At 61.7% G+C, this 24,024-nt stretch carries 23 protein-coding genes; 11 read left to right on the top strand and 12 right to left on the bottom strand.

Going from position 1 to position 24,024, the window contains the following annotated elements; all coding sequences use genetic code 11:
- Window positions 1–32 precede the first annotated feature (32 nt).
- Genes P7F28_RS23475 through P7F28_RS23450 form a run of 6 tightly spaced genes read right to left on the bottom strand, consistent with a single transcriptional unit; the run spans window position 33 to window position 4,708 of the window.
- The gene (locus P7F28_RS23475; protein WP_277187156.1) at window positions 33–848 is read right to left on the bottom strand and encodes a 1-acyl-sn-glycerol-3-phosphate acyltransferase; all 816 of its coding nucleotides are present in this window, start codon (window positions 846–848) and stop codon (window positions 33–35) included.
- Window positions 849–850: 2 nt separating this feature from the next.
- Window positions 851–2,128, bottom strand: coding sequence for a dihydroorotase (locus tag P7F28_RS23470; RefSeq protein ID WP_277187155.1), 1,278 nt, complete (start codon window positions 2,126–2,128; stop codon window positions 851–853).
- A gap of 14 nt (window positions 2,129–2,142) precedes the next feature.
- Window positions 2,143–3,153 (bottom strand): aspartate carbamoyltransferase catalytic subunit, encoded by a 1,011-nt coding sequence (locus P7F28_RS23465; protein ID WP_277187154.1) that lies wholly within the window; start codon window positions 3,151–3,153, stop codon window positions 2,143–2,145.
- Window positions 3,154–3,187: 34 nt separating this feature from the next.
- Window positions 3,188–3,700, bottom strand: coding sequence for a bifunctional pyr operon transcriptional regulator/uracil phosphoribosyltransferase PyrR (pyrR, locus tag P7F28_RS23460; RefSeq protein ID WP_277187153.1), 513 nt, complete (start codon window positions 3,698–3,700; stop codon window positions 3,188–3,190).
- Window positions 3,687–4,133, bottom strand: coding sequence for a Holliday junction resolvase RuvX (gene ruvX / locus P7F28_RS23455; protein WP_277187152.1), 447 nt, complete (start codon window positions 4,131–4,133; stop codon window positions 3,687–3,689). Before ruvX ends, pyrR begins: the two co-directional genes overlap by 14 nt.
- Window positions 4,130–4,708, bottom strand: coding sequence for a YqgE/AlgH family protein (locus tag P7F28_RS23450; protein WP_277187151.1), 579 nt, complete (start codon window positions 4,706–4,708; stop codon window positions 4,130–4,132). Before P7F28_RS23450 ends, ruvX begins: the two co-directional genes overlap by 4 nt.
- A gap of 30 nt (window positions 4,709–4,738) precedes the next feature.
- Between P7F28_RS23450 and P7F28_RS23445 the strand changes: the two genes are divergently transcribed.
- Window positions 4,739–6,235: a deoxyribodipyrimidine photo-lyase gene (locus P7F28_RS23445; protein WP_277187150.1), complete on the top strand. Its 1,497-nt coding sequence runs from the start codon at window positions 4,739–4,741 to the stop codon at window positions 6,233–6,235.
- On the opposite strand, the gene P7F28_RS23440 is transcribed toward P7F28_RS23445, so the two are convergent.
- Together P7F28_RS23440 and P7F28_RS23435 are read right to left on the bottom strand one after the other, a co-directional pair.
- Window positions 6,232–7,632: a hypothetical protein gene (locus tag P7F28_RS23440; RefSeq protein ID WP_277187149.1), complete on the bottom strand. Its 1,401-nt coding sequence runs from the start codon at window positions 7,630–7,632 to the stop codon at window positions 6,232–6,234. The two genes, P7F28_RS23445 and P7F28_RS23440, sit on opposite strands and share 4 nt — an antisense overlap.
- Before the next feature lie 347 nt (window positions 7,633–7,979).
- Complete coding sequence (locus P7F28_RS23435) at window positions 7,980–8,150, bottom strand: rubredoxin (RefSeq protein ID WP_277187148.1); 171 nt, start codon at window positions 8,148–8,150, stop codon at window positions 7,980–7,982.
- A 312-nt stretch (window positions 8,151–8,462) separates the two neighbouring features.
- Between P7F28_RS23435 and P7F28_RS23430 the strand changes: the two genes are divergently transcribed.
- From P7F28_RS23430 to P7F28_RS23420, 3 genes are read left to right on the top strand one after another with little or no spacing between them, the layout of a single operon-like run.
- Window positions 8,463–9,335, top strand: a complete 873-nt coding sequence (locus P7F28_RS23430) for a hydroxymethylpyrimidine/phosphomethylpyrimidine kinase (RefSeq protein WP_277187147.1) — start codon at window positions 8,463–8,465, stop codon at window positions 9,333–9,335.
- A gap of 37 nt (window positions 9,336–9,372) precedes the next feature.
- Window positions 9,373–10,152: a DUF72 domain-containing protein gene (locus tag P7F28_RS23425; RefSeq protein ID WP_277187146.1), complete on the top strand. Its 780-nt coding sequence runs from the start codon at window positions 9,373–9,375 to the stop codon at window positions 10,150–10,152.
- Window positions 10,153–10,170: 18 nt separating this feature from the next.
- Window positions 10,171–10,569 carry a hypothetical protein gene (locus tag P7F28_RS23420; protein WP_370467388.1) on the top strand — a complete coding sequence of 133 codons (399 nt, stop codon included), beginning with the start codon at window positions 10,171–10,173 and terminating at the stop codon, window positions 10,567–10,569.
- 75 nt (window positions 10,570–10,644) lie between these two features.
- On the opposite strand, the gene groL is transcribed toward P7F28_RS23420, so the two are convergent.
- Window positions 10,645–12,285: a chaperonin GroEL gene (groL, locus tag P7F28_RS23415; RefSeq protein WP_277187145.1), complete on the bottom strand. Its 1,641-nt coding sequence runs from the start codon at window positions 12,283–12,285 to the stop codon at window positions 10,645–10,647.
- A gap of 77 nt (window positions 12,286–12,362) precedes the next feature.
- The gene (locus P7F28_RS23410; RefSeq protein WP_006999126.1) at window positions 12,363–12,653 is read right to left on the bottom strand and encodes a co-chaperone GroES; all 291 of its coding nucleotides are present in this window, start codon (window positions 12,651–12,653) and stop codon (window positions 12,363–12,365) included.
- Window positions 12,654–13,111: 458 nt separating this feature from the next.
- Between P7F28_RS23410 and P7F28_RS23405 the strand changes: the two genes are divergently transcribed.
- From P7F28_RS23405 to P7F28_RS23395, 3 genes are all read left to right on the top strand, one after another.
- Entirely contained in the window at window positions 13,112–14,086 is a 975-nt protein-coding gene (locus P7F28_RS23405; protein WP_277187144.1) for a ferritin-like domain-containing protein, read from the top strand.
- A 260-nt stretch (window positions 14,087–14,346) separates the two neighbouring features.
- Window positions 14,347–14,685, top strand: coding sequence for a DUF4148 domain-containing protein (locus P7F28_RS23400; protein ID WP_277187143.1), 339 nt, complete (start codon window positions 14,347–14,349; stop codon window positions 14,683–14,685).
- Window positions 14,686–14,848: 163 nt separating this feature from the next.
- On the top strand, window positions 14,849–15,604 hold the full coding sequence (locus P7F28_RS23395; RefSeq protein WP_277187142.1) for a DUF2242 domain-containing protein: 756 nt from the start codon (window positions 14,849–14,851) through the stop codon (window positions 15,602–15,604).
- 4 nt (window positions 15,605–15,608) lie between these two features.
- Here the strand turns inward: P7F28_RS23395 and P7F28_RS23390 are convergent, their stop codons facing one another.
- Window positions 15,609–17,696 carry a D-(-)-3-hydroxybutyrate oligomer hydrolase gene (locus P7F28_RS23390; RefSeq protein WP_370467387.1) on the bottom strand — a complete coding sequence of 696 codons (2,088 nt, stop codon included), beginning with the start codon at window positions 17,694–17,696 and terminating at the stop codon, window positions 15,609–15,611.
- A gap of 280 nt (window positions 17,697–17,976) precedes the next feature.
- Window positions 17,977–18,342, bottom strand: coding sequence for a BON domain-containing protein (locus P7F28_RS23385; protein WP_277187141.1), 366 nt, complete (start codon window positions 18,340–18,342; stop codon window positions 17,977–17,979).
- A gap of 618 nt (window positions 18,343–18,960) precedes the next feature.
- Here P7F28_RS23385 and P7F28_RS23380 point away from each other — a divergent pair.
- The 4 genes from P7F28_RS23380 to P7F28_RS23365 all read left to right on the top strand — a co-directional run bounded on the left by P7F28_RS23380 (window position 18,961) and on the right by P7F28_RS23365 (window position 23,309).
- A complete protein-coding gene (locus P7F28_RS23380) occupies window positions 18,961–20,391 on the top strand; it encodes a TAXI family TRAP transporter solute-binding subunit (RefSeq protein WP_277187140.1) in 1,431 nt (476 codons plus the stop codon).
- 149 nt (window positions 20,392–20,540) lie between these two features.
- Complete coding sequence (locus P7F28_RS23375; protein ID WP_277187139.1) at window positions 20,541–21,200, top strand: 2-hydroxychromene-2-carboxylate isomerase; 660 nt, start codon at window positions 20,541–20,543, stop codon at window positions 21,198–21,200.
- A gap of 167 nt (window positions 21,201–21,367) precedes the next feature.
- The gene (locus P7F28_RS23370; protein ID WP_277187138.1) at window positions 21,368–22,345 is read left to right on the top strand and encodes a LysR family transcriptional regulator; all 978 of its coding nucleotides are present in this window, start codon (window positions 21,368–21,370) and stop codon (window positions 22,343–22,345) included.
- A gap of 46 nt (window positions 22,346–22,391) precedes the next feature.
- Entirely contained in the window at window positions 22,392–23,309 is a 918-nt protein-coding gene (locus P7F28_RS23365; RefSeq protein ID WP_277187137.1) for an AraC family transcriptional regulator, read from the top strand.
- Window positions 23,310–24,024 lie beyond the last annotated feature (715 nt).

The following is a 24,024-nucleotide window of genomic DNA, read 5'->3' as shown; positions in this document are numbered from 1 at the left end:
CTGCCGCGCACCACCCGCGATCCCTTCGAAGCTTAAGTGCTGGAGCGTTCAACGCGCTCGGATGACGACGTGGGGATTGCATCGCCGCTCGGCACGTTGGCCGCAATAGTCAGCGCACCGCGCATCAAATCGAGCGCCGCCTGAACCGAAGCCTGCGCTTCGCTCGCAAGCAGTCGCCGATCCGCGCCCGGCGCAAGCGGATTGCACACGTACAAATGCGCGGTCATCGGCGTTGCGCTCAGCACGGCATTGAGCGAATCGTTGAGCGTCATATCGCCGATATACGCAGGCGCGGTTGACAGCCTGCCGCTCGCATCTTCGTACATCAAACAAATCGGCTGCACCGGCACCGATGCCGACACCGCCGCCTGAAACATATTCGCATGAAACGGCAGCAGCGTCTGACCATCGGTCGTGGTGCCTTCGGGGAACACGCACATCAGCTCGCCCTTCTGCAGTCGATCCGACAACTCGTGCATGATGCGTTTCGCATCGCTGCGCTTTTCGCGCTGCACGAACACGGTGTCCAGTTTCTCCGCGAGCCAGCCGACCACCGGCCACTTGCGGATCTCCGCCTTCGAGACGAACGGCGTCGGACGCCACGCGTTGATGACGTATATATCGATCCACGAAATATGATTGCCGACCACGAGCGCGCCCGCGTCGAGCCGTGCTTCGTCGTTATGCACGACCAGCTTCATGCCCGACAGCCGCAGCATGTCGATCGACCATTCGCGATTCAGCCGCATGCGCTCGTCCGCCGACACTTTCGAAAAGCGCGTGGCGACAGTCCACATGCCGAGCAGCAGATGCACGACCAGACGAAGCTTGCGTAACGCCGTACCCATAATCAGCGACTCTCGAATGCAACGTGGCCGGCGACGATCGTCGCGCGCACGCGGGCCGGCAGTTCGTAGCCCAGGAACGGCGTATTGCGGCCCTGGCTTTTGAGCTTCTGCGGATCGACACGCCACGCGGCATCGGCATCGAATACGCAGAGATCGGCGAGCGCGCCGTTCACGATGCGCCCCGCCGGCAGCTTCAGCACATCCGCCGGCGACGACGTGATGCGCGACAACGCCCTCGCCAGCGGCACATTCGCCTCGCGCGCCCATTTCAGCGTGAGCGACAGCAGCAGTTCGAGACCCGTCGCGCCCGGCGTGGCTTCGGCGAAAGGCAGCAGCTTTTCGTCGTCGTCGAGCGGCGTGTGATCGGAACAGATCGCATCGATGGTGCCGTCCTTCAGGCCTTCGCGGATCATCTCGCGGTCACGTTGCTGACGCAGCGGCGGATCGAGCCGGAATTGCGCATCGAAATAGCCGATGTCGAGATCGATCAGATGCACATGGTTCACCGTGACATCGCACGACACCGCAAGCCCTTCGGCCTTGGCCGCGCGCACCAGCGCCACGCCCGCCGCCGACGACAGATGCGAAAGATGCACGCGCGCGCCGGTCACGCGCATCAGTTCGAAAATGGTATGCAGCGCGATGGTTTCCGCCGCCACCGGCACGCCCGACAACCCGAGCCGCGATGCCAGCGCGCCACTCGCCGCCACGCCGCCCTTCGACATGAACGCGTCTTGCGGCCGCAACCACACGGTATAGCCGTACGTGGTCGCGTATTGCAGCGCGCGTTGCAGCGTGCGCGTATCGACGATGGGGTTATCGGCCTGAGAGAAGCCGACGCAACCCGCTTCCGTCAGTTCGACCATCTCGGTGATGGTCTCGCCCTTCAGCCCGACCGTCAGCGCGCCAAGCGGATAAACATGCGCCAGATGCAGTTTCTGCGCGCGGAACTTGAGCATTTCGACCAGGCCCGGCTCGTCGAGCGTCGGGTCCCTATCGGGCGGGCAGACGAGGCTCGTGACGCCGCCGGCCATTGCCGCGGCCATTTCGGATTCGAGCGTCGCCTTGTGTTCGAAGCCCGGTTCGCGCAGACGCGCGGCGAGATCGACAAAACCGGGCGCGACGTACAGGCCCTTCGCATCGATCACCTTGGCCGCGTGAAAGTCCGCCGGCGCCTCGCCAATCCCGACAATGCGCCCCGCCGCGATAAACACGTCCTTGCGTTCTTCTGTGCCCGCCGTCGGGTCGATGATCGTGCCGTTCTGGATTTGAATCTTCATTGTTTGATCGCTGCTCAGTCGCTATTGCCGGCCACGATGCCCATCACCGCCATGCGCACGGCGATACCGAACGTCACCTGATTGAGAATCACCGACTGCGGGCCATCAGCCACTTGCGAGTCGATTTCGACGCCGCGATTCATCGGGCCGGGATGCATCACGATGGCGTCGGGCGCGGCAAGCGCGAGACGCTCGGGCGTCAATCCCCAGCTCTTGAAGTACTCCTGCGCGGACGGCAGCAACGCACCGCTCATACGCTCGTTCTGCAAGCGCAGCATGATGATGACGTCGACGCCCTTCAGCCCTTCGTCGAGGTTGTGATGCACGTGCACGCCCATCTGATCGAGATTGCTCGGTAGCAGCGTACGCGGACCGATGGCGCGCACTTCCGGCACGCCCAGCGTCGTCAGCGCATGAATGTCCGACCGCGCCACGCGCGAATGCAGAATGTCCCCGACAATCGCCACGCGCAGCTTCGTGAAGTCGCGCTTGTAGTGGCGAATGGTGTACATGTCGAGCAGGCCTTGCGTCGGATGCGCGTGACGGCCATCGCCTGCATTGATCACGTGGACGTGCGGCGCGCAATGCTCGGCGATCAGATACGGCGCGCCGCTCGACGCATGACGCACGACGAACATATCGGCGTGCATCGCGGAGAGGTTGTTGATGGTGTCGAGCAGCGACTCACCCTTGCTCGTCGACGAGGCGTTGATATTCAGATTCAGCACGTCCGCCGACAGCCGCTTGGCCGCGATCTCGAACGTGGTGCGCGTGCGCGTTGAGTTCTCGAAGAACAGGTTGAATACCGACTTGCCGCGCAGCAGCGGCACCTTCTTCACTTCGCGATCCGTCACGCTGACGAACTGCTCAGCGGTGTCGAGAATATGCGTGACGATGGCGCGTGGCAGACCTTCGATGGTCAGCAGATGCTTCAGTTCGCCGTTCTTCGTGAGTTGCGGATTGCCTTTGAGAAAGCCGTAGCGGAACGTGTCAGGCGCAGCCGCGCCATCGGTTGCGATAGTCATGATTTCGTCGCTTTATTTCGTCGCTTTAAAAGGCTCAAGCACGCGCTTCGGTCGTGAACGCGAAGCGGCCGTCGTCGCGGCGCGCGAGTACGAGATTATCGTTTGCCGCGAGATCGACCACCGCGCCCGTGAAGCGCGCGCCGATCGGCATTTCGCGTCCGCCGCGATCGGCGAGCACGGCCAGATCGATCGATGCAGGTCGGCCGAAATCGTACAGTTCGTTGATTGCGGCGCGCACGGTGCGGCCGCTGGACAAGACATCGTCGATCAGCACGATACGACGGCCGTTCACATCGAACGGCAGCGAGGTCGGACTGGCCTGGCTATGCAGCCCCTTCTTCGCGTAGTCGTCGCGATGCAGCGCCACGTTCACCACGCCGAAGCTCGGCACGTTCAGGTCCTTCGCAAGGCGCTCGACAAGCCACACGCCGCCGCTATAGATGCCCGCCAGCACCGCGCCGTCTTTTGCCGTCAGCGCCGACCCGTAAGCCGCGCGAATCTGCTCGACGAGCGAGCGATAAAGCGCCTCGGCGTCAATGGAACTCATGATCGTCGGGAAGTCCGTCGAGATATTGTTGAAGGATCACGCGGGCGGCTTCGGCATCGATATCGTCGAAGCGGCCTTTTGCGTTGGTGCGCACGCCCCGTTCGCGCAGATCGGCTTTGGCATCGACGGAAGAGTAGCGTTCGTCGACCCATTCCACGGGCACGTTGAAACGGCCGTTCACCTGATTGCCGAAGCGCTTCGCCAGCAGCGTCATTTCGTGCGGCGTGCCGTCCGGATGCATGGGCATGCCGACGACAACGGCGTCCGGCTTCCACTCACCGAGCAGCTTGCCCACTTGTTCGAATCGATAGTCACGGCTGCGGTTTTCAACCACGATCAGCGCGCGTGCGTTTTTCGTCAACGTATTGCCGACGGCCACACCGATGCGCTTCTCGCCATAATCGAATGCCAGCAGCGTGGCTTCGCGGCTCATGCGTGCCCTGCTTCGCCGGACAAGGTCGAACGCGATACCCCGAGCAGCGAAAGCGCCGCTTCCAGGCGATCTTCGGCGGGCACATCGAAAATGATGCGCGGATCGGCTTCGACTGTGAGCCAGCCGTTCTTGGAGATTTCTTCTTCGAGTTGCCCCGCGCCCCAGCCTGCATGGCCGAGCGTGAGCAAGAAACGTTCGGGGCCTTTGCCGCTCGCGACTGCTTCGAGCACGTCTTTCGACGTGGTCATGGCGAGGCCGCCGGGCACGCTCATCGACGAGCTATAGGGTTCGCCGTCGCCTTCTTCGTGTAGCACGAAGCCGCGTTCGGTCTGCACGGGACCGCCGAAGTACACGGGCAAATGAACCAGCGGTTCGATCTCCAGCTTCAGATCGATGCGCTGAAAAAGCGATTGAAGGTCGATATCCGTCGGCCGGTTGATAACGAGGCCGAGTGCGCCCTTCTCGGTGTGATCGCAAAGATAGACCACCGTTCCTGAAAACGTAGGATCAGCCATGGACGGCATGGCGATCAGGAACTGATTCGTCAAATTGATGCGATCGGAAGTCTTGGACATAATCAAGGATTTTAACAAAGGCGCTGCGAGATGGCCGACTTTGATCTGGGTTTGGTCTGGTTTCGGCGGGACCTGCGCGCGGCAGACAATGCTGCACTCTATCACGCGCTTACACGGTGCCGCCGCGTGCTGTGCGCGTTCGTTTTCGATCGCGAAATCCTTGATCCGCTCGATAAACACGACCGGCGCGTCGCGTTCATTCATGCGAGCGCGGTCGAACTGGATCGTACGTTGCGCGATGCGGGCGGCGGTCTGATCGTGCGGCACGGGCATCCTGTACACGACATTCCGGCGTTGGCGCGCGAATGCGGGGTGAACGCCGTGTTCGCCAATCGCGATTACGAGCCGAGCGCGAAGGAACGCGACGACGCGGTATCGAAGAAACTGGCGGGCATGGACATCGCGTTTTTCACGTTCCGCGATCAGACCATTTTCGATCATGACGATGTGATGACAGGCGCGGGCAAGCCGTACACCGTCTTCACGCCGTACAAACGCAAATGGCTCGACACGCTGACGCCGGATGCGCTGAAGCCGTACGCATCGGAAGATCATTTGCAGGCGCTGGCGAAACCGCCTGCGGGCGTGAAACACGCCATGCCATCACTCGCCTCACTCGGTTTCGCCGATGCCCACGCGCCCGCGTTTCCCGCCGGCACCAGCGGCGCATACGAACTGTTCGATGACTTCCGCGACCGCATGGCCGATTACGACCATGCACGCGAATTCCCCGCGCAGAAAGGCCCGAGCTATCTCGGCGTGCATCTGCGGCACGGCACGATCTCGATTCGCGCGCTCGCTCGCACCGCGCACGATGCGCAGCGTCACGGGCACGGCAAAGGCGCGCAAACGTGGCTGGGCGAACTCATCTGGCGTGACTTCTATTTCTCGGTGCTGCATCACTTTCCGCAAGTCGGCGTGCCGGGCGATCATCGCGCGTTCAAACCGGAATACGACCTCATTCAATGGGAATCGGGCGATGCCGCCGATGCGAATTTCGCCGCGTGGTGCGCGGGACAAACCGGCTATCCGCTCGTCGATGCCGCCATGCGCCAGATCAACACGTCCGGCTATATGCACAACCGTCTGCGCATGGTGGTGGCGAGCTTTCTGACCAAGGATCTCGGGATCGACTGGCGTCGCGGGGAGGCGTATTTCGAGGCGCTGCTCAACGATTTCGAGCTGTCGAGCAATAACGGCGGATGGCAGTGGGCTTCATCGAGCGGTTGCGATGCGCAGCCCTATTTCCGCATCTTCAATCCGATCACGCAGTCCAAAAAGTTCGATGCCGCGGGCAAGTTCATTCGCCATTACGTGCCGGAAATCGCGGGTTTGTCGGACCGCGATATTCACGCGCCGTGGCTCGCCAAACCGGATGCGCTGAAGGCCGCGAAGATATCGATGGGAGCGGAGTATCCGCAGCCTATCGTCGATCACGATGCGGCGCGCAAGCAGACCCTCGCGCGTTATGACGTGGTGCGCGGGCCGGGCAAACGCAAGGCCGCGGCACCAGAAACCGACGACTAACGCGTGAGCGCGGTGGGCCGTTCGATCATCGCGGTGAGCGCGGCGATCGACGCCCGCCCTTCCGATGGCGCGATGCCCGCTGCGGCCTGATGCAGCATCGAACGGAGCATTTGCGCGGCGCGTTCGGGCACGCTGGCGTCGAGTCCGCGGTCGTTGACGCTGGTCTGGCCCTCGCCGTGATACGCGACGCGCCGCCACGCGAGACCGAGCGTATCGGCCAGGAGCGCGACGTGGCCCAATCCGAGCGCGCACGACGCCGCGCCCAGCCGATGCGCCGCGTTGGCCGCGTTCAACGCGGCGTTGGCATCGACGGTGCCGGTTTCGCTGGCTTGCGTGCCGCGCTCGACCAGGGTGTCGATCGATGCTTCGGCGCTTTGCAGAAAGTCTTCGTAGGCCGCTGCGTTGACGCGCAGCACGCCGAGGTCTCGCGTGGCGGTGTCGCGCGCGCCCTCTTCGCCTGCCTGCACCGCTCCCTGTTCCCACGCCGCCTCCGACGCCGAATCCGATGCGACGTGCCACGCCACCGTCAACCCGTAATCGCGCAGTACATCGACGCGCTCGGTGTCTTCCGGCCGCGCGCCGTAAAGCGCGAAGTCGCGCCACAGCAGCGCGAGCGTCGCGCGCACCAGCGAACGCGGCGCATACATCGATGCGTGCGCCTGATCCGCGAGCACCAGATTGAAGCGAGCGTAGAGACGTTTTGCGTCGGCGTGATCGGCAGACTGAGCGGCTGATCGATCATCGTCACGGCGCTCGGCGCGCTCGCGCAGCGCCCAGACCGTATTCAGCGCGAGACGCCAGAAATCGTACGGGTCCGCGCCGCCGAGTTCGCCGAGGCATTCATCAAGCCGTACGTAAATCTCCGCGCTTTCATTGGCGGGCGCGCGCAGCAACTTGAGCAGCGCTTCCTCGTAATGTGCCCGCACGCGCGCTAGCCGATCCGGCGCGATGCCCGACAGCGTCGCTGGCGCGATGGCGCGGCCCGCGAGGGCGAGGTCATCGTACGAAACGGGTGCGATGCGCGTGTGCATGGCCAGCAGCGCATGCAAGCCGCGATAGTGATCGAAAAGCACGGTCGAGCAGGAAAGCTCGCGCAGATTGCGGCGCTCCACCGCTTCGCCGAACGCCAGCAGCGCTTCCGTGATGCGCGCGCGCGTGGGTTCCGCCTCCTCGCCGAGCGGCATGACGAGCGCGAGCGCTTCGGCGAAACGCTGCGCGGGCAGCCAGCCCGCCGAATGCAACGCGGAAATCGCGCGCTTCATCGCGAGCGCGGTTTCGCCTTGCCGCTGGAACGCGTGCAGCGCATCGGTGAGCGCCATTTCGGCGAGTCGCACCGATCCGCCGCGCGGATTGGGCAAGGCTTCGAACGCAATAGGCAGATCGGGGCGAGATGTCATGACGAACGCTCACAGGCTTGGTCGCGGCGCGGCGGATAGAACTGCTGCGCGTGCGGGTGAACTGTGTATCGGCGGAACGGAGCGCTTGCGCGCCGCCTTTCCGCAGAACGGAAGCCGACGCGCGTGGTGCCGCTGCCGGCCATTCTCGCATCTAGCGTATGCCATGACGCGCCGGAGCGCGCGCGGCAACGCGCCCGGACGATGCACGCGAAACATAGCGCCCGCTCGTCCACACAAATCGAAACTGCGAACCGTTTCCGCACGCGCCGCAGCATCACACGGAAAATCTGTCCGCAAAAAACGCGCGCCGCATGACGCGAATCATGCGGCGCGATCGATCACGCTGCTTAGATCTGGACCATCTCGAAATCTTCCTTGCGGGCGCCGCATTCGGGACAGGTCCAGTTGATCGGGACGTCTTCCCATTTCGTGCCGGCCGCAATGCCTTCATCGGGCAATCCGGCTTCTTCGTCGTAGATCCAGCCGCAAATCAGGCACATCCAGCTCTTGTATTCCATACTTATGTCGCGTCGAGAGGTCGATTCAAATTAGGACAAGATGGTACCGTGTTGCTGTGTCACTGCCTAGCAAACCGCCCGCACGGCTGGCATCCGTCATTGAAATTGAAATTCCGGACGGCGCGCACGCCATCGCCATGCCGGAAAAAAGTGCGCAAAGACAGCAGCCGGGCCGCTTTAGGCCGCATAATCAAACCATAGTCGATACATGACCGAGCGTGCGGATGTGCTGCTTTCGGGCACTTCGCCCGCCGCCGACATCATTCCAATCGAGCAAACCCGAGCAATCAATAACACATGTCCGTATTTGCCATGACCGGAGACTCCCCACCGATCGTCCTCACTTTCGGCCTCTCGGACCCCACAGGCGGCTCGGGCATCCAGGCCGATCTGCTGGCGCTCGCCAGCATGGGCTGCCACGGCGCGACCGTGCTCACCGGCTATTCGGTGCGCGACTCGGCAAGCTGTGACGAAGTCAACGGCCTCGATCCCGACACCGTCGCCACTCAGGCGCGCATGTTGCTGGAGGACATGCCGGTCACCGCGTTCAAGATCGGCGCGGCGACGCGGGCCGAAGTGGTATCGGCGATTGCAGAAGTGGTCTCCGATTACGACGACGTCCCGCTGATCCTTGCACCCGACTTCACGCTCGACGACGAACATGTACTGTCCGCCGACGAACTGCGCGAATCGCTTGCCGATCTGCTCGTGCCGCAAACGACCATGCTGATCGCCGATCACGCCACGCTCCTGCAACTCGCGCAGCCGGACAGCGATGCCGAAGCGCCGACGCTCGACACCGCGATCTCGCATATCCTGTCGCAAGGTTGCGAGTACGTTCTGGCGATGGAAACCGGCACGCACTATCACGTCAACACGCTGTACAGCGAAGAAGGACAGGTGCGGCAGGACATGTGGGATCGCGGCGTGAATCGAATCATGGGTGTGACGGATACGCTCGGTTCGGCGGTAGCCGCGTTGCTGGCGAACGGGCAGGAACCGGCAGAAGCCGCGCGCGAGGCGCAGGAGTATGTGTTTCAGGCGGCGCGCGCCGCGTTCCGGCCGGGCATGGGCGCGTATCTGCCGGATCGATTTTTCTGGGCGCGTTCGAACGATGCAGACGAAGACGAAGCGTCCGCGCTGCCGGATGAACCAACGGGATTGCCCGGAGAAGCGCGACACTGATTCACGCTGATTCAGCCAAGGGAGGCTTAGCGAGCGCATGCCGTATCGACTGCCCCATTTGCACAAGCCCGGCCCGCAGGGCGCGATCCGCATCGGCTGCGCGGGCTGGGGTTTGTCGAGCGCTGTTTCATCGAGCTTTCCGCACGAAGGCTCGCATCTCGAACGCTACGCGCACGTGCTGACGTGCGTGGAAATCAACTCCAGTTTCTACAAGCCGCATCGCGCGGAGACGTATGCGCATTGGGCGGAAAGCGTGCCCGATTCGTTTCGCTTTTCGGTGAAGCTGGCCAAGTCGATCACGCACGATGCGCGGCTCGTGAATACCGAAGCGCTGATCGACGAGTTTTTGCTATCGGCGAGCAAGTTGGGCGATCGGCTCGGCTGCTGGCTCGCGCAATTGCCGCCCAGCCTGCCCTTCGATCACGATTCAGCCGACGCCTTCTTCAAGGCCCTGCGCGAACGCACGAAGCTGCCGGTGGCATGTGAAGCGCGCCATCCGAGCTGGTTCACGACGCACGCGGCGGCGCTCCTGAAAGCGCATCACATCGCCTATGTCGATGCCGATCCCATTCCCGACGAGTGCGAGGTCAGGCATCGCGCGGATACGTCGCTGGTGTATGTGCGGCTGCACGGATCGCCCGATTTGTACAAGTCTTCCTACAACTACACCTATCTCGACGATATCGCTCGCACGTTGCACGCGCGCGCGAAGAAAACCGCGGAAGTCTGGTGCGTATTCGACAACACCGCCGATGGCCACGCCCAGCCGAACGCGCTGCATCTGATGGACCGGCTGCGAATTCATCACAAAGTCTGACTCTTTGGAGATTGCCCGATGCTCAAGCTGCTCGCGGCTACGCTCGTCGCGTCCGCGTTTTTTTCGATGACGCCCGCGCGGGCGCAAACCGCCGTGCCCGCGCCGGTCGGAGATGGCACCTTCCTGCTGACGATCTTCCTCAAGCACGATGAATCGAAGACGCTGCCGCAGATCAATCAGCAATTGAAGGAGCAAGGCTACTTCAAGCAGTTTCCGCCGCCGGGCGTGGAAGTGGTGTCGTGGTACGTGATGATGGGTATCGGTCAGGTGGTGACGCTGCGCGTGCCCGCCGACAAGTTGCGCGAGGTAAATCGTGCGATCGAGAGTACCGCTTGGGGCGGCTATCGCACCGAGTTCTATCCGACGTACGACTACAAGGCCGCCGCGCAGAAGTTGCGCGAAGAGATGAACAAATAAAAAAACCCGCATTTCTGCGGGTTTTCTTTTGGCATGACGCGAGCCTCTTTCGAAGCTCGCATCATTGGACCGATATTACATGTCCATGCCCATGCCGCCCATGCCGCCGGGCATACCGCCAGGCATCGGAGCGTCGTCCTTCGGCAGTTCAGCGACGGCTGCGTCGGTCGTCAGCAGCAGACCTGCCACCGATGCCGCGTTTTGCAGCGCCGTGCGCGTCACCTTGGTCGGATCGACGACACCGGCTTCCACCAGGTCACCGTACTCGCCCGTTGCCGCGTTGTAGCCGTAGTTGCCCGAACCTTGGGCCACTGCTGCCACCACGACCGATGCTTCTTCGCCGCCGTTAGTGACGATCTGGCGCAGCGGTTCTTCCATTGCACGCAGAACGATCTTGATACCGGCGTCTTGGTCAGCGTTTGCACCCTTCAGGCCGTCGATTGCACGGCGAGCGCGGATCAGCGCAACGCCGCCGCCAGCCACGATGCCTTCTTCCACAGCTGCGCGCGTTGCGTGCAGTGCGTCTTCGACACGTGCCTTCTTTTCCTTCATTTCGACTTCGGTCGCAGCGCCGACCTTGATCACGGCAACACCGCCAGCCAGCTTGGCCACGCGCTCTTGCAGCTTTTCACGGTCATAGTCCGACGTCGCTTCTTCGATCTGCTTGCGCACTTGCTTCACGCGCGCTTCGATGTTCACGGCTTCGCCAGCGCCATCGATAATCGTGGTGTTTTCCTTGCCCACTTCGATACGCTTCGCCTGGCCCAGTTCAGCCAGCGTTGCCTTTTCGAGCGTGAGGCCGGTTTCTTCCGCGACGACTTGACCGCCGGTCAGGATCGCGATGTCTTCCAGCATGGCCTTGCGGCGATCGCCGAAGCCCGGAGCCTTGACAGCAACCGTCTTCAGAATGCCACGGATGTTGTTCACAACCAGCGTTGCGAGCGCTTCGCCTTCGACGTCTTCAGCGATGATCAGCAGCGGACGGCCAGCCTTCGCGACTTGTTCCAGTACCGGCAGCAGATCGCGGATGTTCGACACCTTCTTGTCGTGCAACAGCACGAACGGGTTGTCGAGCACGGCAACTTGCTTGTCCGGATTGTTGATGAAGTACGGCGACAGGTAGCCGCGGTCGAACTGCATACCTTCGACGACGTCGAGTTCGTCTTCGAGCGACTTGCCGTCTTCGACGGTGATGACGCCTTCCTTGCCGACCTTGTCCATTGCTTCAGCAATGCGATCACCGATGGACGTGTCGCTGTTTGCCGAGATCGAGCCGACTTGCGCGATTTCCTTGTTGGTCGTGCAGGGCTTGCTGATCTTGCGCAGTTCTTCGATCGCAGCAGCAACCGCCTTGTCGATACCGCGCTTCAGATCCATCGGGTTCATGCCCGATGCAACGTACTTCATGCCTTCGCGAACGATCGACTGAGCCAGAACCGTAGCCGTCGTCGTGCCGTCGCCGGCGTTGTCGCTGGTCTTAGAAGCAACTTCCTTGACCATTTGCGCGCCCATGTTCTGGAGCTTGTCCTTCAGTTCGATTTCCTTCGCGACCGAGACACCGTCCTTGGTGACCGTCGGGCCGCCGAACGAGCGCTCGAGCACGACATTGCGGCCCTTCGGACCGAGCGTGACCTTGACCGCGTTGGCCAGGATGTTCACGCCTTCGACCATCTTGGCGCGTGCGGAATCGCCGAACGTGACTTCTTTAGCTGCCATATCCAAACTCCTTGATTCGATTCAGTTTGCCGGGTCCGCTGCGGATATTCGCGCGAAACCCGATGCAGGAAGGATGCTTACTTAACCAGAACGGCCATGATGTCTTCTTCGCGCATGACGAGCAGTTCCTGCCCGTCGACCTTGACGGTCTGGCCGGCGTACTTGCCGAACAGCACGCGGTCACCGACCTTCACGTCGAGGGCGATTTGCGCGCCCTTGTCATCGCGCTTGCCCGGGCCGATGGCCAGGACTTCGCCTTGATCCGGCTTTTCTGCCGCTGCTTCCGGGATCACGATGCCCGATGCGGTCTTGGTTTCCTGGTCCAGACGCTTGACGATGACGCGATCGTGCAAAGGACGAAGGTTCATACACACTCCTCTCTTGAATGAGACTGAAAACGCGGGAAAAACCCGTCTGGTGAGACAAACCCACCCAACGGCGAGTCTGTTAGCACTCTCGTGCAGTGAGTGCCAATTATATGGATGGGTTTTGACAATTTCAAGGAGGGGACGGCGGGGGAATCCCTGTGATGGCGATTTATCGCGCGTTGATGGAGCCGGGCGCGCCGCTCGACGCGAATTCCGTCTGTCGCTTTTTTCCGAACGCGGAGAACGCGTTTCGTAAAGTGACCTGACCAGAACCGCAAGTGAAAGTTTCTGTTACGGCTCGCATCTTTCGCGGCTTCCTCGCTCGTAGCGTGATCGTGGCTGCCAGGCATTGCGACCGGTCTGCTCACCACTGCTGATCCGATACAAACGAACGGCGACTACTTGCCGATTCAATCAGCAAAGCCGCCGTACATCTCATATTTATCAAGGAAACGGCCATGCGTGACGATACGGTGGTGATGGCAGCACTTGGACGGCGCGTCGAGCGGCGCGAAAAACGCCGGCAATTTTTCAGAAGCGCCGGAGGGCTCGGACTGGGTCTGATCGGCGGAACCATACTGGGTGCCTGCGGCGGCGGTTCGGGGGATAACGCAAACGCAGCGACGGGGCCAACCGACGCAGAAATCCTGAACTTCGCGCTCAATCTCGAGTATCTAGAAGCAACTTTTTATGCCTACGCGACGACCGGATCAGGACTGCCGGCGAATCTGATGACAGGCGTTGGCACACCCGGCAAGGTGGTTCCCGGCCAGCAGGTCACGTTCTCGGATCCCGTCGTGGCAGCCTATGCGCGCGAGATTGCCAAGGACGAACTGGAGCACGTCACGTTCTTGCGAACCGCTTTGGGCGCTTCCGCCGTCGCGATGCCCGCGCTCGATGTCGGCGGCACCGATCCCAACGGCGCGTTTTCACTCGCCGCACAGGCTGCGGGCCTCGCACCGGCGGGCACCGCCTTCAATCCGTACCTGAACGACAACAACTTTCTGCTCGGCGCGTTTATCTTCGAGGACGTGGGCGTCACCGCCTACAAGGGCGCGTCCCCGCTCATCACCAACAAGACCTATCTCGAAGCGGCGGCGGGCATCCTTGCCGCCGAGGCCTATCACGCGGGCCTCGTTAGAACGGTGCTGTACTCGAAAGGGATGCAAACGCCGAGTCTTATCACCGCGACGCAAGCCATCTCGGACGCCCGTGACTCACTCGATTCATCGAGCGACGACGACCAAGGCATAGCGGGCGCGAACGCGCAGATCTCCAACATCGTCCCGCTGGATAGCAACGGTATTGCGTTTAGCCGAAGTTACGACGACGTGCTCAACATCGTCTATCTCAACAAGGGGGCGGTGACGCAAGGCGGGTTCTTTCCGGCGGGCGTGAATGGAACGCTTCACATGAGCAGTGCGTTTGCGTGATGCCAATCTGAAGACCTTGAACGCCGGGCGGAAGCACAGCCCGGCGATTCGCTATGCCTTATTTCACGCGACACGGTCGGCGACTATCAGCCTGCATCGCCCCATCGACACGATTAATGCCAAATCCGGAATTCAGACTTTGCTTACCAAGGGTTTTTACCTAGACCGCCGAAGCCTAGACTGCATTTCAACGACGACGCAGTGAAGAGCAAGACTCCTCACCCGCAACGTTCCCTCAAATGAGTTTTCGGAGGTTCATCATGTTCAAGTCTCTCGTTCCGGCTCTTGTCATCGCTTCCGCTCTTGCAGTTCCGGCTCTTGCACAAGCACGCGAAGATGGTCCCGTCACCCGCGCCGAAGTGAAGGCCAATCTGGTTCAACTCGAACGCGCCGGCTACAACCCCGCCAGCGATCAAACCACCTATCCCGCCAACATTCAGGCAGCAGAAGCGCGCGTGAATGCGCAACCGGCCGCTTCGTCCTACGGCGGCGCAAGCGAAGGCAGTTCGGCTTCGGGTCACGTCGTGCATTCGAACTTTCTGAGCCGAATCGTGCGTCCGCAGGCTGATGCGAATCCGGTTGATTTCAATCGCCCGTAAGCTTCGCCCCTGGCGACAGCATCGAAAAGAAAGTCCGGCGAACGTGCCGGGCTTTTCGCTTGCGGATCAACTATTTATCGATAGAAACGCACGCGATTTTTCATCGACTACCCTGAGCGCACTACAATTTCGGTCTGCCGCCGTCATCCAATTTGTATCGCTCATGCTTATCCCGAATTCGTTCCGTCTGATATTCGCTTCGCTCGGATTGCTCGCGCTCGCTGCGTGCGGTGGGCGCGCCTCCACCACGCCGAGCTATCAGCAGGAGTTGTTCAGCTCCGGCCCGAGTCCGTTCGCGCATAACTTCGACGCCACCGTCAACGAAACCTGCGAAGCCGCCCGTCGCGCGCTGCTCTCGCAAGGCTTTCTGACGACCACCGCCCAGGCCGATACCGTCGATGCCACCAAGAATTTCCAGCCAACCGCCGATCAGCACGTGGTCGTATCGTTCCACGTGGTGTGCACGGCGGGCGAGAACACGACGAATACGAGCATCGCGTATGTGAATGCAGTGCAGGACGGTTACGCGCTCAAGAAAAGCGATACATCGGCGAGCGTGGGTTTGAGCGTGCTCGGCTCGCTCTCACTGCCGATCCGCTCGAACAGCGATGCGATGGTCAAAATCTCCAGCGAAACCGTGCCCGCAGGCAAGTTCTACGATCGCTTCTTCAATCTGATGGGCCATTACCTGAACACGGTGCCGCGCAGCTCACCCGTCGCGGGCGATGACGTGAAGAGCAAGCCGCTCGCGCCATCGCTGATCGTGAGTTCGCCCGAGCTGACGCCGACGCCGATCGTCGTGCAAACGCCCGCCGCCGCCACGGCGATTCAGGCGTCCGAGGCCATCGCCGCGACGAAGCGGCAAGCCGAAGCGGTGGCGGCATCGGGCGCAATCGCTGCGTCCGCGCCGCCGCAATAACGCATCAGTTCGGCACGTTCACGATCCCGCCGCTCACGTTGATCGCGTTCGCGCCGGGACTCTGCGCAATCGCCGGCAGATTCGCCGTCGTCAGCGCGGGCGCTGCGCCCGCCGTGCCGCCGCGCGCGACCGTGCGCACCACTTGCGACGGCGGCAGCGGCGCGTTGTTCTTCAGATGCGCCCACATCAGATTCAGCGCCTGAAGGTTGTAGTAGTGAACCGGGATAAAGCGTGTATCGAAACCGGCGACGCTGAGGAACGCATCGAAGTGCTGACCGTTGGTGATCTCATAGAGCGATAGTTGGCTCTTGTTGCCCTCCGCCACCTGATTCGCGCCGAGATACGGACGCGATGCGTGGTTGATCGGCACCAGCGCATCCGCGCGTCCCTGCACGATGATCGCCGGTTTGCCGCGCAAATTCGCATTCACGCGGATAGCGTTCACGCTCGATACCATCGTCGCGCTGCCTTGCGTCCAGAGCGCGCGCAGACACAGCGCGCCGCCATAGCTCCCGTCAGCCGTCGCGAGCCGATGATCGGCCGCGCCGCTCGTGCCCGAGTTGTAGACGAGGTTGATGCCGTTGGTCGGCGGCACGCCATTGCCGTTGCCGAAGACCGTGGGCATCGGCGCGACGGCTGCGGGAACGCCTGCTGCGCCCGTCGCGCTCGTGGTGCCGAAGCTGAAGTTGCAAAGGTTATCGACGACGCTCGCCTTCATATACGCGTTGGCATACGTGACGGCCACGGCGGGCACGGCTTGCGAATCCCACATCGGGGCTTGGAGCGTGTCGGAATCCGATTGATAGCCCGCCTGATGCAGCGCGATGAGCGCGTTGTTCGCCTGCGTCTGCGTATCGCCCCCAGCGATCAGTCCTGCCGCCGCAAGCGATGTGCATCGCGCGGTGCGAATGGCGTTGGTGATCGCGAGCGGTAACGCGGTCAGATAAGGCGAACCCGCTGCCGCCGTCGCCAATGCGGCGCACGGTTGCATCAGGTTGGCCGTGGTCATGTAATCCGCGAGCGGACGCCCGAACGATCCGACCGGCACGCCGCCCTGCCGCACCGAAACCTGCGACGGCATGTTGATATTGATCTGCGGCTCGCCGACCACGACCGCCGTGATCCAGCCATCCGTATCCTGCTCCGCTGCCGCCAGCGCCGCCCCGCCGCCATTGCTCACCGATGCCGCGATGGTCGTGATGCTGCCCTTGCCGTATCGAACGGAATGGGACGAGCCGTTGACCGCGCCGAACATGTCGTTGAGCGCCCAGTAAGCGAACTGGATCGCCTGCAAGGTGTTCTTGCCCCAGCTCGCTTCCGGGTTCTGCTGCGAATGCGCGTGCTTGAACGCATAGCGATTCGGAAAGCTGCTGTTGTACGAAGCCAGCGCCGAGGTGCTGACGTTCGCCTTGAAGATGGCCTTGTTGCCGACAAGCGTCGTGTTGGCGAGCGTGCCGTCGATCTGCGTGACAAGACCCGTCGCGATTTCCTGCGCGCCGTTGCCGCTGCCTTTATCGGTGTACGCGACCGCGCAGCCGCGCTTCAGCCCCCACTCGCCCGCGGCCGATATCGCGCCATAAATGCCCCGCGATCCCGACGATGTCGCTGTGACGATGCACGGCTGATCCGGATTGAAGCTCGCCGGAATCTGCACCATCAGGCTGACGTTCTGTATACCGCTGCCATCGTCGGCGAAAGCGAGGTATTCCTTGCCCGCGATCTTGCCTTCGCCGAGCGTATCGTTACCGTTCAGATCGACGTTCGGCCCCCAGAAGCGTCCGTAGCCGCCGTTCGACGACATATCCACCAACGCGCGATAGTTCGACCAGATCGCGAGCCTGCGCAGTTCCGCCGCCGTCGGCGATGCCGCGTTGGCGATCGACGGCGCGGTCGCGGATGCGAGGCCGGTTTTGCCGAGGCCGGCGGTCAGCAGGTCGTCGGTATTGCCATCGTAAGTTTGCGAGTTGACTGAGCCTGAAACGAAGCCGGGAAGGTTGTTGGTTGGCGTGCCGTTGTTGTTATCGTCGTCGCCGCCGTGACAGCCGGACAGCATGGCCAGCGCCGCTGCACACAAGAACGCGAGTTTCTTCATCGAACGTCTCCGCTATCGTTTTTGGAGTGATGTGATGCGAAAACTGCAAGCTGCTCGTCAAGTATTGCGCGTATTGCCTTTTCTGTCGCTCCTTAACTTTCCTTAGTTCTGCTGGCATAAGCTGACACAAAAGGCACGCGCAAGGCACGCGCGTAAACGACAAACGGGCCTCGGTGCATCACACCGAAACCCGTTCGATTTCAACAGACACAATCACGCCCGAGCAGCGCACTCGCGCGCGCCGCCGGTCACGTCGTGTCAGGCGAAGCTCAAATGCGGCTTAGCCTCCGCCGCCCTGCACGCCCAGCGTGATCTTGTTCGACACCGACTTCACGCCCGGCACGCCCTTCGCGACTTCCGCCGCCTGTTCGATCTGGCCACCTTCCGGCACCGTGCCGGTCAGCGTCACCGCGCCGCCACGGGCACGCACGAACACGTTGGATACATCGAAGCCCTGCGCCTTGGACAGCGCACGGCGTACGTCGTAACCGAGCTTGCGGTCGGTCTTCTTGGTCGCCGATTTCTGAGCCTTGGCCGTTGCCGCGGAATCAGGGGCGGCCGTATCGCTCGCTTGGGCATAGGCGCTCGATGCCACTGCGACGCACACCACAACGCCCAGCGCCTTCAACAGATCGACTGCTCTCATGGTTTCTCCTTCTCCTTTTGTTACGTTTGTTGACTTCGCACAGTTGCCTTGCTACTTCGCTCGCTTTTCACTTTCTAGTTGCACTTCAAAACGGACCGCATGCAGAAAGCGGCCGGATAAGCGATGTGCGCGTACCCGCCCGTGCGCGCTCCGGCGGGTCGGCACGGAGAGCGGCGGTCAACAAGCCATGAGACGGCCTGTTGCTGCAATGCGGTACTGCGAGAGGCTTGCGGAAGAAACAAACTTTGGCCGGTGTCCGGGTACGGTGCCCGTCGGCTCGACTACTTATATATGGCTTTGCGATTTGCTGCACGGCACGTGATGCACGGCACGCTATCAACAACCCAAATGCCGGGCTGCAACGCGTGGTTTTCCTTACGTGCTGCGGCGAACGTCAATTTAGCCCAGCGCGGCCATTAGCGCAAAACATTTAACGACACGGCCCCGCGCGATATACAAGCGCGCAACAGCCGACACGCGCCTGTCACACTGCCGATGCTCGCCGGCGGCGCGTCGAAGTCACTTCGAACTCATGTACCATCGACGGCACGACCGGCTTCGCTGCGCCACGATCGGTTAAGCTCGCGGCCTCCCTCGACGTATCACGATCACAACGAGATGACCCAGCCTTCAAAACGCGATCCGGATACCGAATCGGACGTGCAAAGCACGCGCCGCCGACCCCAGCCGCGCATCGTCGCGCGATTCGTGGCGATCTCGTGGCGCGATCTCGCGCTGACCTTCGGCCCCATTCTGCTCGTCTGCATCGCGGTGATTTATCTGGCCGTGCGGCTGATCCAGCCCGCGCCGCCCAGCACGCTGACCATCGCCGCCGGTCCGAAGGGCAGCTTTTTCTGGAACAGCGCGCAGAAGTACAAGACCATCCTCGCGCGTAATCGCGTGACGCTGAACGTGCTTGAAACGCAAGGCTCGCTCGACAATCTCACGCGGCTGGAAAACCCGAATTCGAATGTCGATGTCGGGTTCGTTCAAGGCGGCATGACGCAGCCGGGCACGACGCACGATCATCTGGAATCGCTTGGGAGCGTGTCGTACGTGCCGCTCGCGGTGTTTTATCGCGGGGCGCTGGTGACGCGTCTGTCCGAACTCAAAGGCAAGCGGCTCGCGATCGGCGCGGAAGGCAGCGGCACGCGCGTGTTGTCGCTGCAACTGCTGAAGGCGAACGGCATAGAACCGGGTGGCGAGACGGAACTGCTGCCGCTCTCAGGCGACGAAGCCGCCAAAGCGCTCGAAAACGGCGATGTCGATGCCGTGTTCCTCACCGGCGATTCCGCTCAGCCGCCGACGATGGCCAAACTGCTGCGCACGCCCGGCATCCGCTTCATGGACTTCTCGCAAGCCGATGCCTACGCGCGCCGCTTCCCCTATCTCACGATGATGGAATTCCCGATGGGCGCATTCGACTTCGCCCGCAATCTGCCGCCGCGCCCGGTCCACACGATCGCGCCGACCGCCGAACTCGTCGCGCGCGACAGCCTGCATCCGGCGCTGTCCGATCTGCTGATCGAAGCGGCGCGCGAGGTGCACAGCCGCGCGAATCTGCTGCAACGCGCGAACGAGTTTCCCGCGCCGCTGGTCCACGAATTCCGCATCAGCGATAACGCCGAGCGCTACTACAAGTCGGGCAAGAGCTTCCTGTATCGCACGTTGCCCTTCTGGGTCGCGAGTCTCGCGGATCGCGTGCTGGTGGTGCTGGTGCCGCTGATCGTGGTGCTGATTCCGGGCTTGCGGCTGGTGCCGGGTTTATATCGATGGCGCGTGAAGTCGCGGATCTATCGCTGGTACGGCGCGCTGATCGCGATCGAGCGCGAGGCGATCAGCGGGCCGGAAGCGTCGCAGCGCGATGCCTTGCTCGAACGCATCGACGCAATCGAAACGGCGGTGAATCGCATGAAAATGCCGCTCGCGTTTGCCGATCAGTTTTACGTGCTGCGCGAACATATCGGCTTCGTGCGACAGCGGCTGGCGCAGGCGCCGGTGGCATCGAACGAAGAAGACGAGCCTGTGACGGCGCAATCGCACGCTTGAACGCAGAGCGCGGATTTTCGGCAACACGTAATATCAGAGAAGAAGCGAACTCAAAGCGGCTCGGCACAGAAGCGGCGGCGGACAAATAACGAACAATGGATGAAGGCCGATGCGCCCGGCGCGCGGCCAGAGCAAGGGAGAGCAAGAACATGAAGGCCCAGCATTCGGCCGATTCCGGTCATCCGTACTTTTTCTTCGATTTCATCTCGCCGTTCTCGTATCTCTTGCTGGAGCAGCACGAAAAATGGCCTGACATGCCGTTCGAACTCGTGCCAGTTCAGTTGCTGAAGCTGCTCGACCGCTGGGGCCAGCCACACGCGACTACGATTCCCTCCAAGCGCGTCTTCACCTATCGGCACGCGCTGTTCCGCGCCGAGCAACTGGGCATTCCGTTCAAGATGCCGCCCGCGCATCCGTTCGATCCGAGTAAAGCGTTGCGTCTGGCGGCGCTCGCTGACGGCGACATTACGATCGTGCGCGATATCTTTCGCTACATCTGGCGCGAAGGGCGCGATTGTTCATCGGCGGAAGGCTTTCGCGCCTTGTGCGAGCGCGTGGGCATGCCGGAGGCGGAAGCGCGCATCGACGATGAAGACGTGAAGGCCAAACTCCGCGCCAACGATGACCGCGCGGTGGCCGCGGGCGTATGGGGCGTGCCGACTTTCGTGGTCAACGAACAGATTTTCTGGGGCGAAGACACCTTGCCGATGGTGCTGTGGGTGGCGCGCTCGCCGAACTGGCTGGACGCGGCGGAAGTCAAGCGCATCAGCACACTGCCGATGGCCCCGACCGACGCCGATTTCAGCTAAATGCGGCCGGAAATGCCGTAAATAGCGCATGCGCTATGGCGTCAAAATGAGATAAGCGTTTAACTTCGGCTTAGGCTGCGTGAATCTTCGATGACGGCGGGCGTTTTCAGACGCGCGCGCCGTCGGTCGGCGTGCGCGCGCCTGCCCGTTTTCAACCGCTTCTGGCCATGAACGATCCCGCCGATTCACTCGATATCTGGCTTATCCGCGTGCTGCGCACTTTGTTGCAGGAGCGCAGCGTCACGCAGACCGCGCAGCGGCTGAATCAGACTCAGCCGGCGATCAGCACGGCGCTGCGTCGTCTGCGCGAGATTCTGGGCGACCCGATTCTCGTGCGCGGCAAGCAAGGCATGGTGCCGACCGAATACGGCGAGTCCTTGCTCGCGCCGGCGCAACGCGCGCTGCGCGAAGTCGAATTCGTCGCCACGCCGCACGGCGATTTCGATGCCGCGAGTTCGCGCCGCACGTTCCGCATCGCCGCGCCGGATTATCTGAACGATTTCTTCATGCCGACGCTGATCGCCGCTTTCCGCGATGCCGCGCCGCACGCGCGTCTTGAAATCGAATCGCTTGCGCCGATGCGCGATCACGAGCGCATGCTCGACCATGGCGAAATCGATCTGATGGTCGCGAATTGGACGAAGCCGGAGCCGCGTTTCGAACGGCAGGATTTGTTCTCCGATGTATTCGTCTGCCTGATGCGCGCGAATCATCCGTTCGCGCGCGAGCCTTTGACGCTCGAACGCTATGCGGTGGCCGCGCATCTTGCGCCTACGCCGTATAGCGGCGGCAGGCGTCATCCGATCGACATCGGGCTGGCGAAAGCGGGCGTGAAACGCCGTATCGTTGCGACGATTCCGTATTTCGGATTAGTGCCGCAAGTGCTGATGCAATCGGACCTCATCTTCACCGCTCCGCGCCGTTTTGCGCAGCATTACGCGTCGATACTGCCGCTCGCGGTGCTGGATTCGCCGGTGCCGTTTCCGCGTATCAAGTGCTATCAACTGACTTTGCCGCAGCCCGATCAGCCGACTGACGTGGCTTGGCTGCGGGCGTTGATGTCGAATGTATCGGAGACGTTGACTGGTAAAAAGACTGCTGCGCTCGTGCGTGCGGACAACGATGTCGCGGTGATTCACGAGTAGCACGCGTCTCCGGTAGTATCGAATCTCTTTCGCTGCTATCGCCGATATGGACGCTCTCGACCGTCTGATTCAGCTTGCCAATCTTTCTGGCGCGCTCGATTTGCGCTGCTTTTTGGGCGGGCCGCTAGAAGTGGATCATCCGCATGCGGCGGCCGGTGAAGCGACGTATCACGTCGTGCTCGATGGCACGTGCAAGGTTTTGCGGCAAGGTCAGCCGCCGCTCGAACTCAATGCGGGCGATATCTTCTTTTTGCCGCGTGGCGATGCGCATGTGTTGAGTATCGAGGCGGGTTCTGGACGCGTTTCTGCGCTTAAGAATAAGGACAACGGCGTCGTTACCGTCAAGAGCAATAGCAGCGAAAGCGGCGCGCATCTCGATTTGCTATGCGGCCGCTTCTTCTATGCGCCGCGCGCGTTGCTGATCGATGTGCTGCCGGATGTGGTGCGCGTATCGTTTTCCAGCGAGAGCGCGCCGTATCTCGAGCCGCTAGTCATGGCGATGCGGCGGGAATCGCAGGATGCGCAGCTGGGCGCACCGTCTATCGTTACGGCTTTATCAACCGCGCTTTTTACGATGGTGTTGCGTGCGTGGCTCGTGGGGCAGCCTTCCGTGGCGGGTGTGTTGGGGCTGCTCGCTAATCGGCGGTTGGGGGCTTCGATTATTGCCATGCTCGAACGGCCGGCTGATCCCTGGACTTTGGAATTGCTCGCTAAGGAAGCGGCCATGTCGCGTGCGACTTATATGCGGGCGTTTTCGGCGCATTCGGATAGTTCGCCGCTGGCGTTGCTTGGGCATGTGAGGATGCAGCTTGCCAGTACTATGCTTACGCGGACTAAAAAGAGTATCGCTGATGTGGCGGCTGATGTTGGTTACCAATCCGAAGCGGCGTTTTCTAAACGCTTTAAGGAGCTTTATGGTGTTGCGCCTGGGAGGTTTCGGGCTGGGAATGGGTTGTTGGGTTGATTTTTTTGGGTGCTGCTGCTGGTTGTTGTTTGGTTTATTCAGTAGCGGCCTCCCCGGCGGGGGATCACTTTCTTTGCTGCTGCAAAGAAAGTCACCAAAGAAAGCAGCTTTTTCAACCGGACACTGCCTCTTGAAACGGCAAGTGGATTAATAGGCTCTCTCGGTAACAATAGCCCGCCGCCACGGAGGCCTGCCCGGCCTGTCAAGTGCTCGGTACGCACCTACAAGCACCTCTTTTTCCTTAACAAAGCGGCACGCGCTCATCCGCGCGGCGTGTCCGGCGCTCACGCGCCATCGCCGTAGGGGTTTGCAAGGGAAACACAGAGAATGAGTAGTATCACGAATGAACAAGCGTCATCGTTTAAACGCTATTCGGCCCTACCGTTACTTTGAGGCGTGAGGGAACAGGAGCGCTAAACGGCGTTGGGCCGAATAGCGTTTGTGCGTTGCCATTTGCTTTGGCGCTGTCTCGGTTCTCTGCCGGGTTCCTTCGATTAGCGCCCAGCGGCGCGCAGGGCGCGCACGCTGGAAGCATGAGCGCGAACCGCTCTGCTTAGGACACAGAGGTGCTTAAACCAGACCGTCCCTATTCCCTGACAGGCCGGGCAGGCCTCCGTGGCGGCGGGCTATTGTTACCTAGAGAGCCTATTAATCCACTTGCCCTTTCAACGTGCAGTGTCTGGTTGAAAAAGCTGCTTTCTTTGGTGACTTTCTT

It is taken from the genome of Caballeronia sp. BR00000012568055 (assembly GCF_029439455.1).
GTDB lineage: Bacteria > Pseudomonadota > Gammaproteobacteria > Burkholderiales > Burkholderiaceae > Caballeronia.
Note: the sequence above shows the minus strand (reverse complement) of the source record. Positions and strands in the feature narration are given on the sequence as shown.

What these genes read in the sequence shown, in the direction of transcription:
- P7F28_RS23475 (WP_277187156.1), bottom strand. Translation starts at nt 848, where the DNA reads ATGGGTACGGCGTTACGCAAGCTTCGTCTGGTCGTGCATCTGCTGCTC.
- P7F28_RS23470 (WP_277187155.1), bottom strand. Translation starts at nt 2,128, where the DNA reads ATGAAGATTCAAATCCAGAACGGCACGATCATCGACCCGACGGCGGGC.
- P7F28_RS23465 (WP_277187154.1), bottom strand. Translation starts at nt 3,153, where the DNA reads ATGACTATCGCAACCGATGGCGCGGCTGCGCCTGACACGTTCCGCTAC.
- pyrR (WP_277187153.1), bottom strand. Translation starts at nt 3,700, where the DNA reads ATGAGTTCCATTGACGCCGAGGCGCTTTATCGCTCGCTCGTCGAGCAG.
- ruvX (WP_277187152.1), bottom strand. Translation starts at nt 4,133, where the DNA reads ATGAGCCGCGAAGCCACGCTGCTGGCATTCGATTATGGCGAGAAGCGC.
- P7F28_RS23450 (WP_277187151.1), bottom strand. Translation starts at nt 4,708, where the DNA reads ATGTCCAAGACTTCCGATCGCATCAATTTGACGAATCAGTTCCTGATC.
- P7F28_RS23445 (WP_277187150.1), top strand. Translation starts at nt 4,739, where the DNA reads ATGGCCGACTTTGATCTGGGTTTGGTCTGGTTTCGGCGGGACCTGCGC.
- P7F28_RS23440 (WP_277187149.1), bottom strand. Translation starts at nt 7,632, where the DNA reads ATGACATCTCGCCCCGATCTGCCTATTGCGTTCGAAGCCTTGCCCAAT.
- P7F28_RS23435 (WP_277187148.1), bottom strand. Translation starts at nt 8,150, where the DNA reads ATGGAATACAAGAGCTGGATGTGCCTGATTTGCGGCTGGATCTACGAC.
- P7F28_RS23430 (WP_277187147.1), top strand. Translation starts at nt 8,463, where the DNA reads ATGACCGGAGACTCCCCACCGATCGTCCTCACTTTCGGCCTCTCGGAC.
- P7F28_RS23425 (WP_277187146.1), top strand. Translation starts at nt 9,373, where the DNA reads ATGCCGTATCGACTGCCCCATTTGCACAAGCCCGGCCCGCAGGGCGCG.
- P7F28_RS23420 (WP_370467388.1), top strand. Translation starts at nt 10,171, where the DNA reads ATGCTCAAGCTGCTCGCGGCTACGCTCGTCGCGTCCGCGTTTTTTTCG.
- groL (WP_277187145.1), bottom strand. Translation starts at nt 12,285, where the DNA reads ATGGCAGCTAAAGAAGTCACGTTCGGCGATTCCGCACGCGCCAAGATG.
- P7F28_RS23410 (WP_006999126.1), bottom strand. Translation starts at nt 12,653, where the DNA reads ATGAACCTTCGTCCTTTGCACGATCGCGTCATCGTCAAGCGTCTGGAC.
- P7F28_RS23405 (WP_277187144.1), top strand. Translation starts at nt 13,112, where the DNA reads ATGCGTGACGATACGGTGGTGATGGCAGCACTTGGACGGCGCGTCGAG.
- P7F28_RS23400 (WP_277187143.1), top strand. Translation starts at nt 14,347, where the DNA reads ATGTTCAAGTCTCTCGTTCCGGCTCTTGTCATCGCTTCCGCTCTTGCA.
- P7F28_RS23395 (WP_277187142.1), top strand. Translation starts at nt 14,849, where the DNA reads ATGCTTATCCCGAATTCGTTCCGTCTGATATTCGCTTCGCTCGGATTG.
- P7F28_RS23390 (WP_370467387.1), bottom strand. Translation starts at nt 17,696, where the DNA reads ATGAAGAAACTCGCGTTCTTGTGTGCAGCGGCGCTGGCCATGCTGTCC.
- P7F28_RS23385 (WP_277187141.1), bottom strand. Translation starts at nt 18,342, where the DNA reads ATGAGAGCAGTCGATCTGTTGAAGGCGCTGGGCGTTGTGGTGTGCGTC.
- P7F28_RS23380 (WP_277187140.1), top strand. Translation starts at nt 18,961, where the DNA reads ATGACCCAGCCTTCAAAACGCGATCCGGATACCGAATCGGACGTGCAA.
- P7F28_RS23375 (WP_277187139.1), top strand. Translation starts at nt 20,541, where the DNA reads ATGAAGGCCCAGCATTCGGCCGATTCCGGTCATCCGTACTTTTTCTTC.
- P7F28_RS23370 (WP_277187138.1), top strand. Translation starts at nt 21,368, where the DNA reads ATGAACGATCCCGCCGATTCACTCGATATCTGGCTTATCCGCGTGCTG.
- P7F28_RS23365 (WP_277187137.1), top strand. Translation starts at nt 22,392, where the DNA reads ATGGACGCTCTCGACCGTCTGATTCAGCTTGCCAATCTTTCTGGCGCG.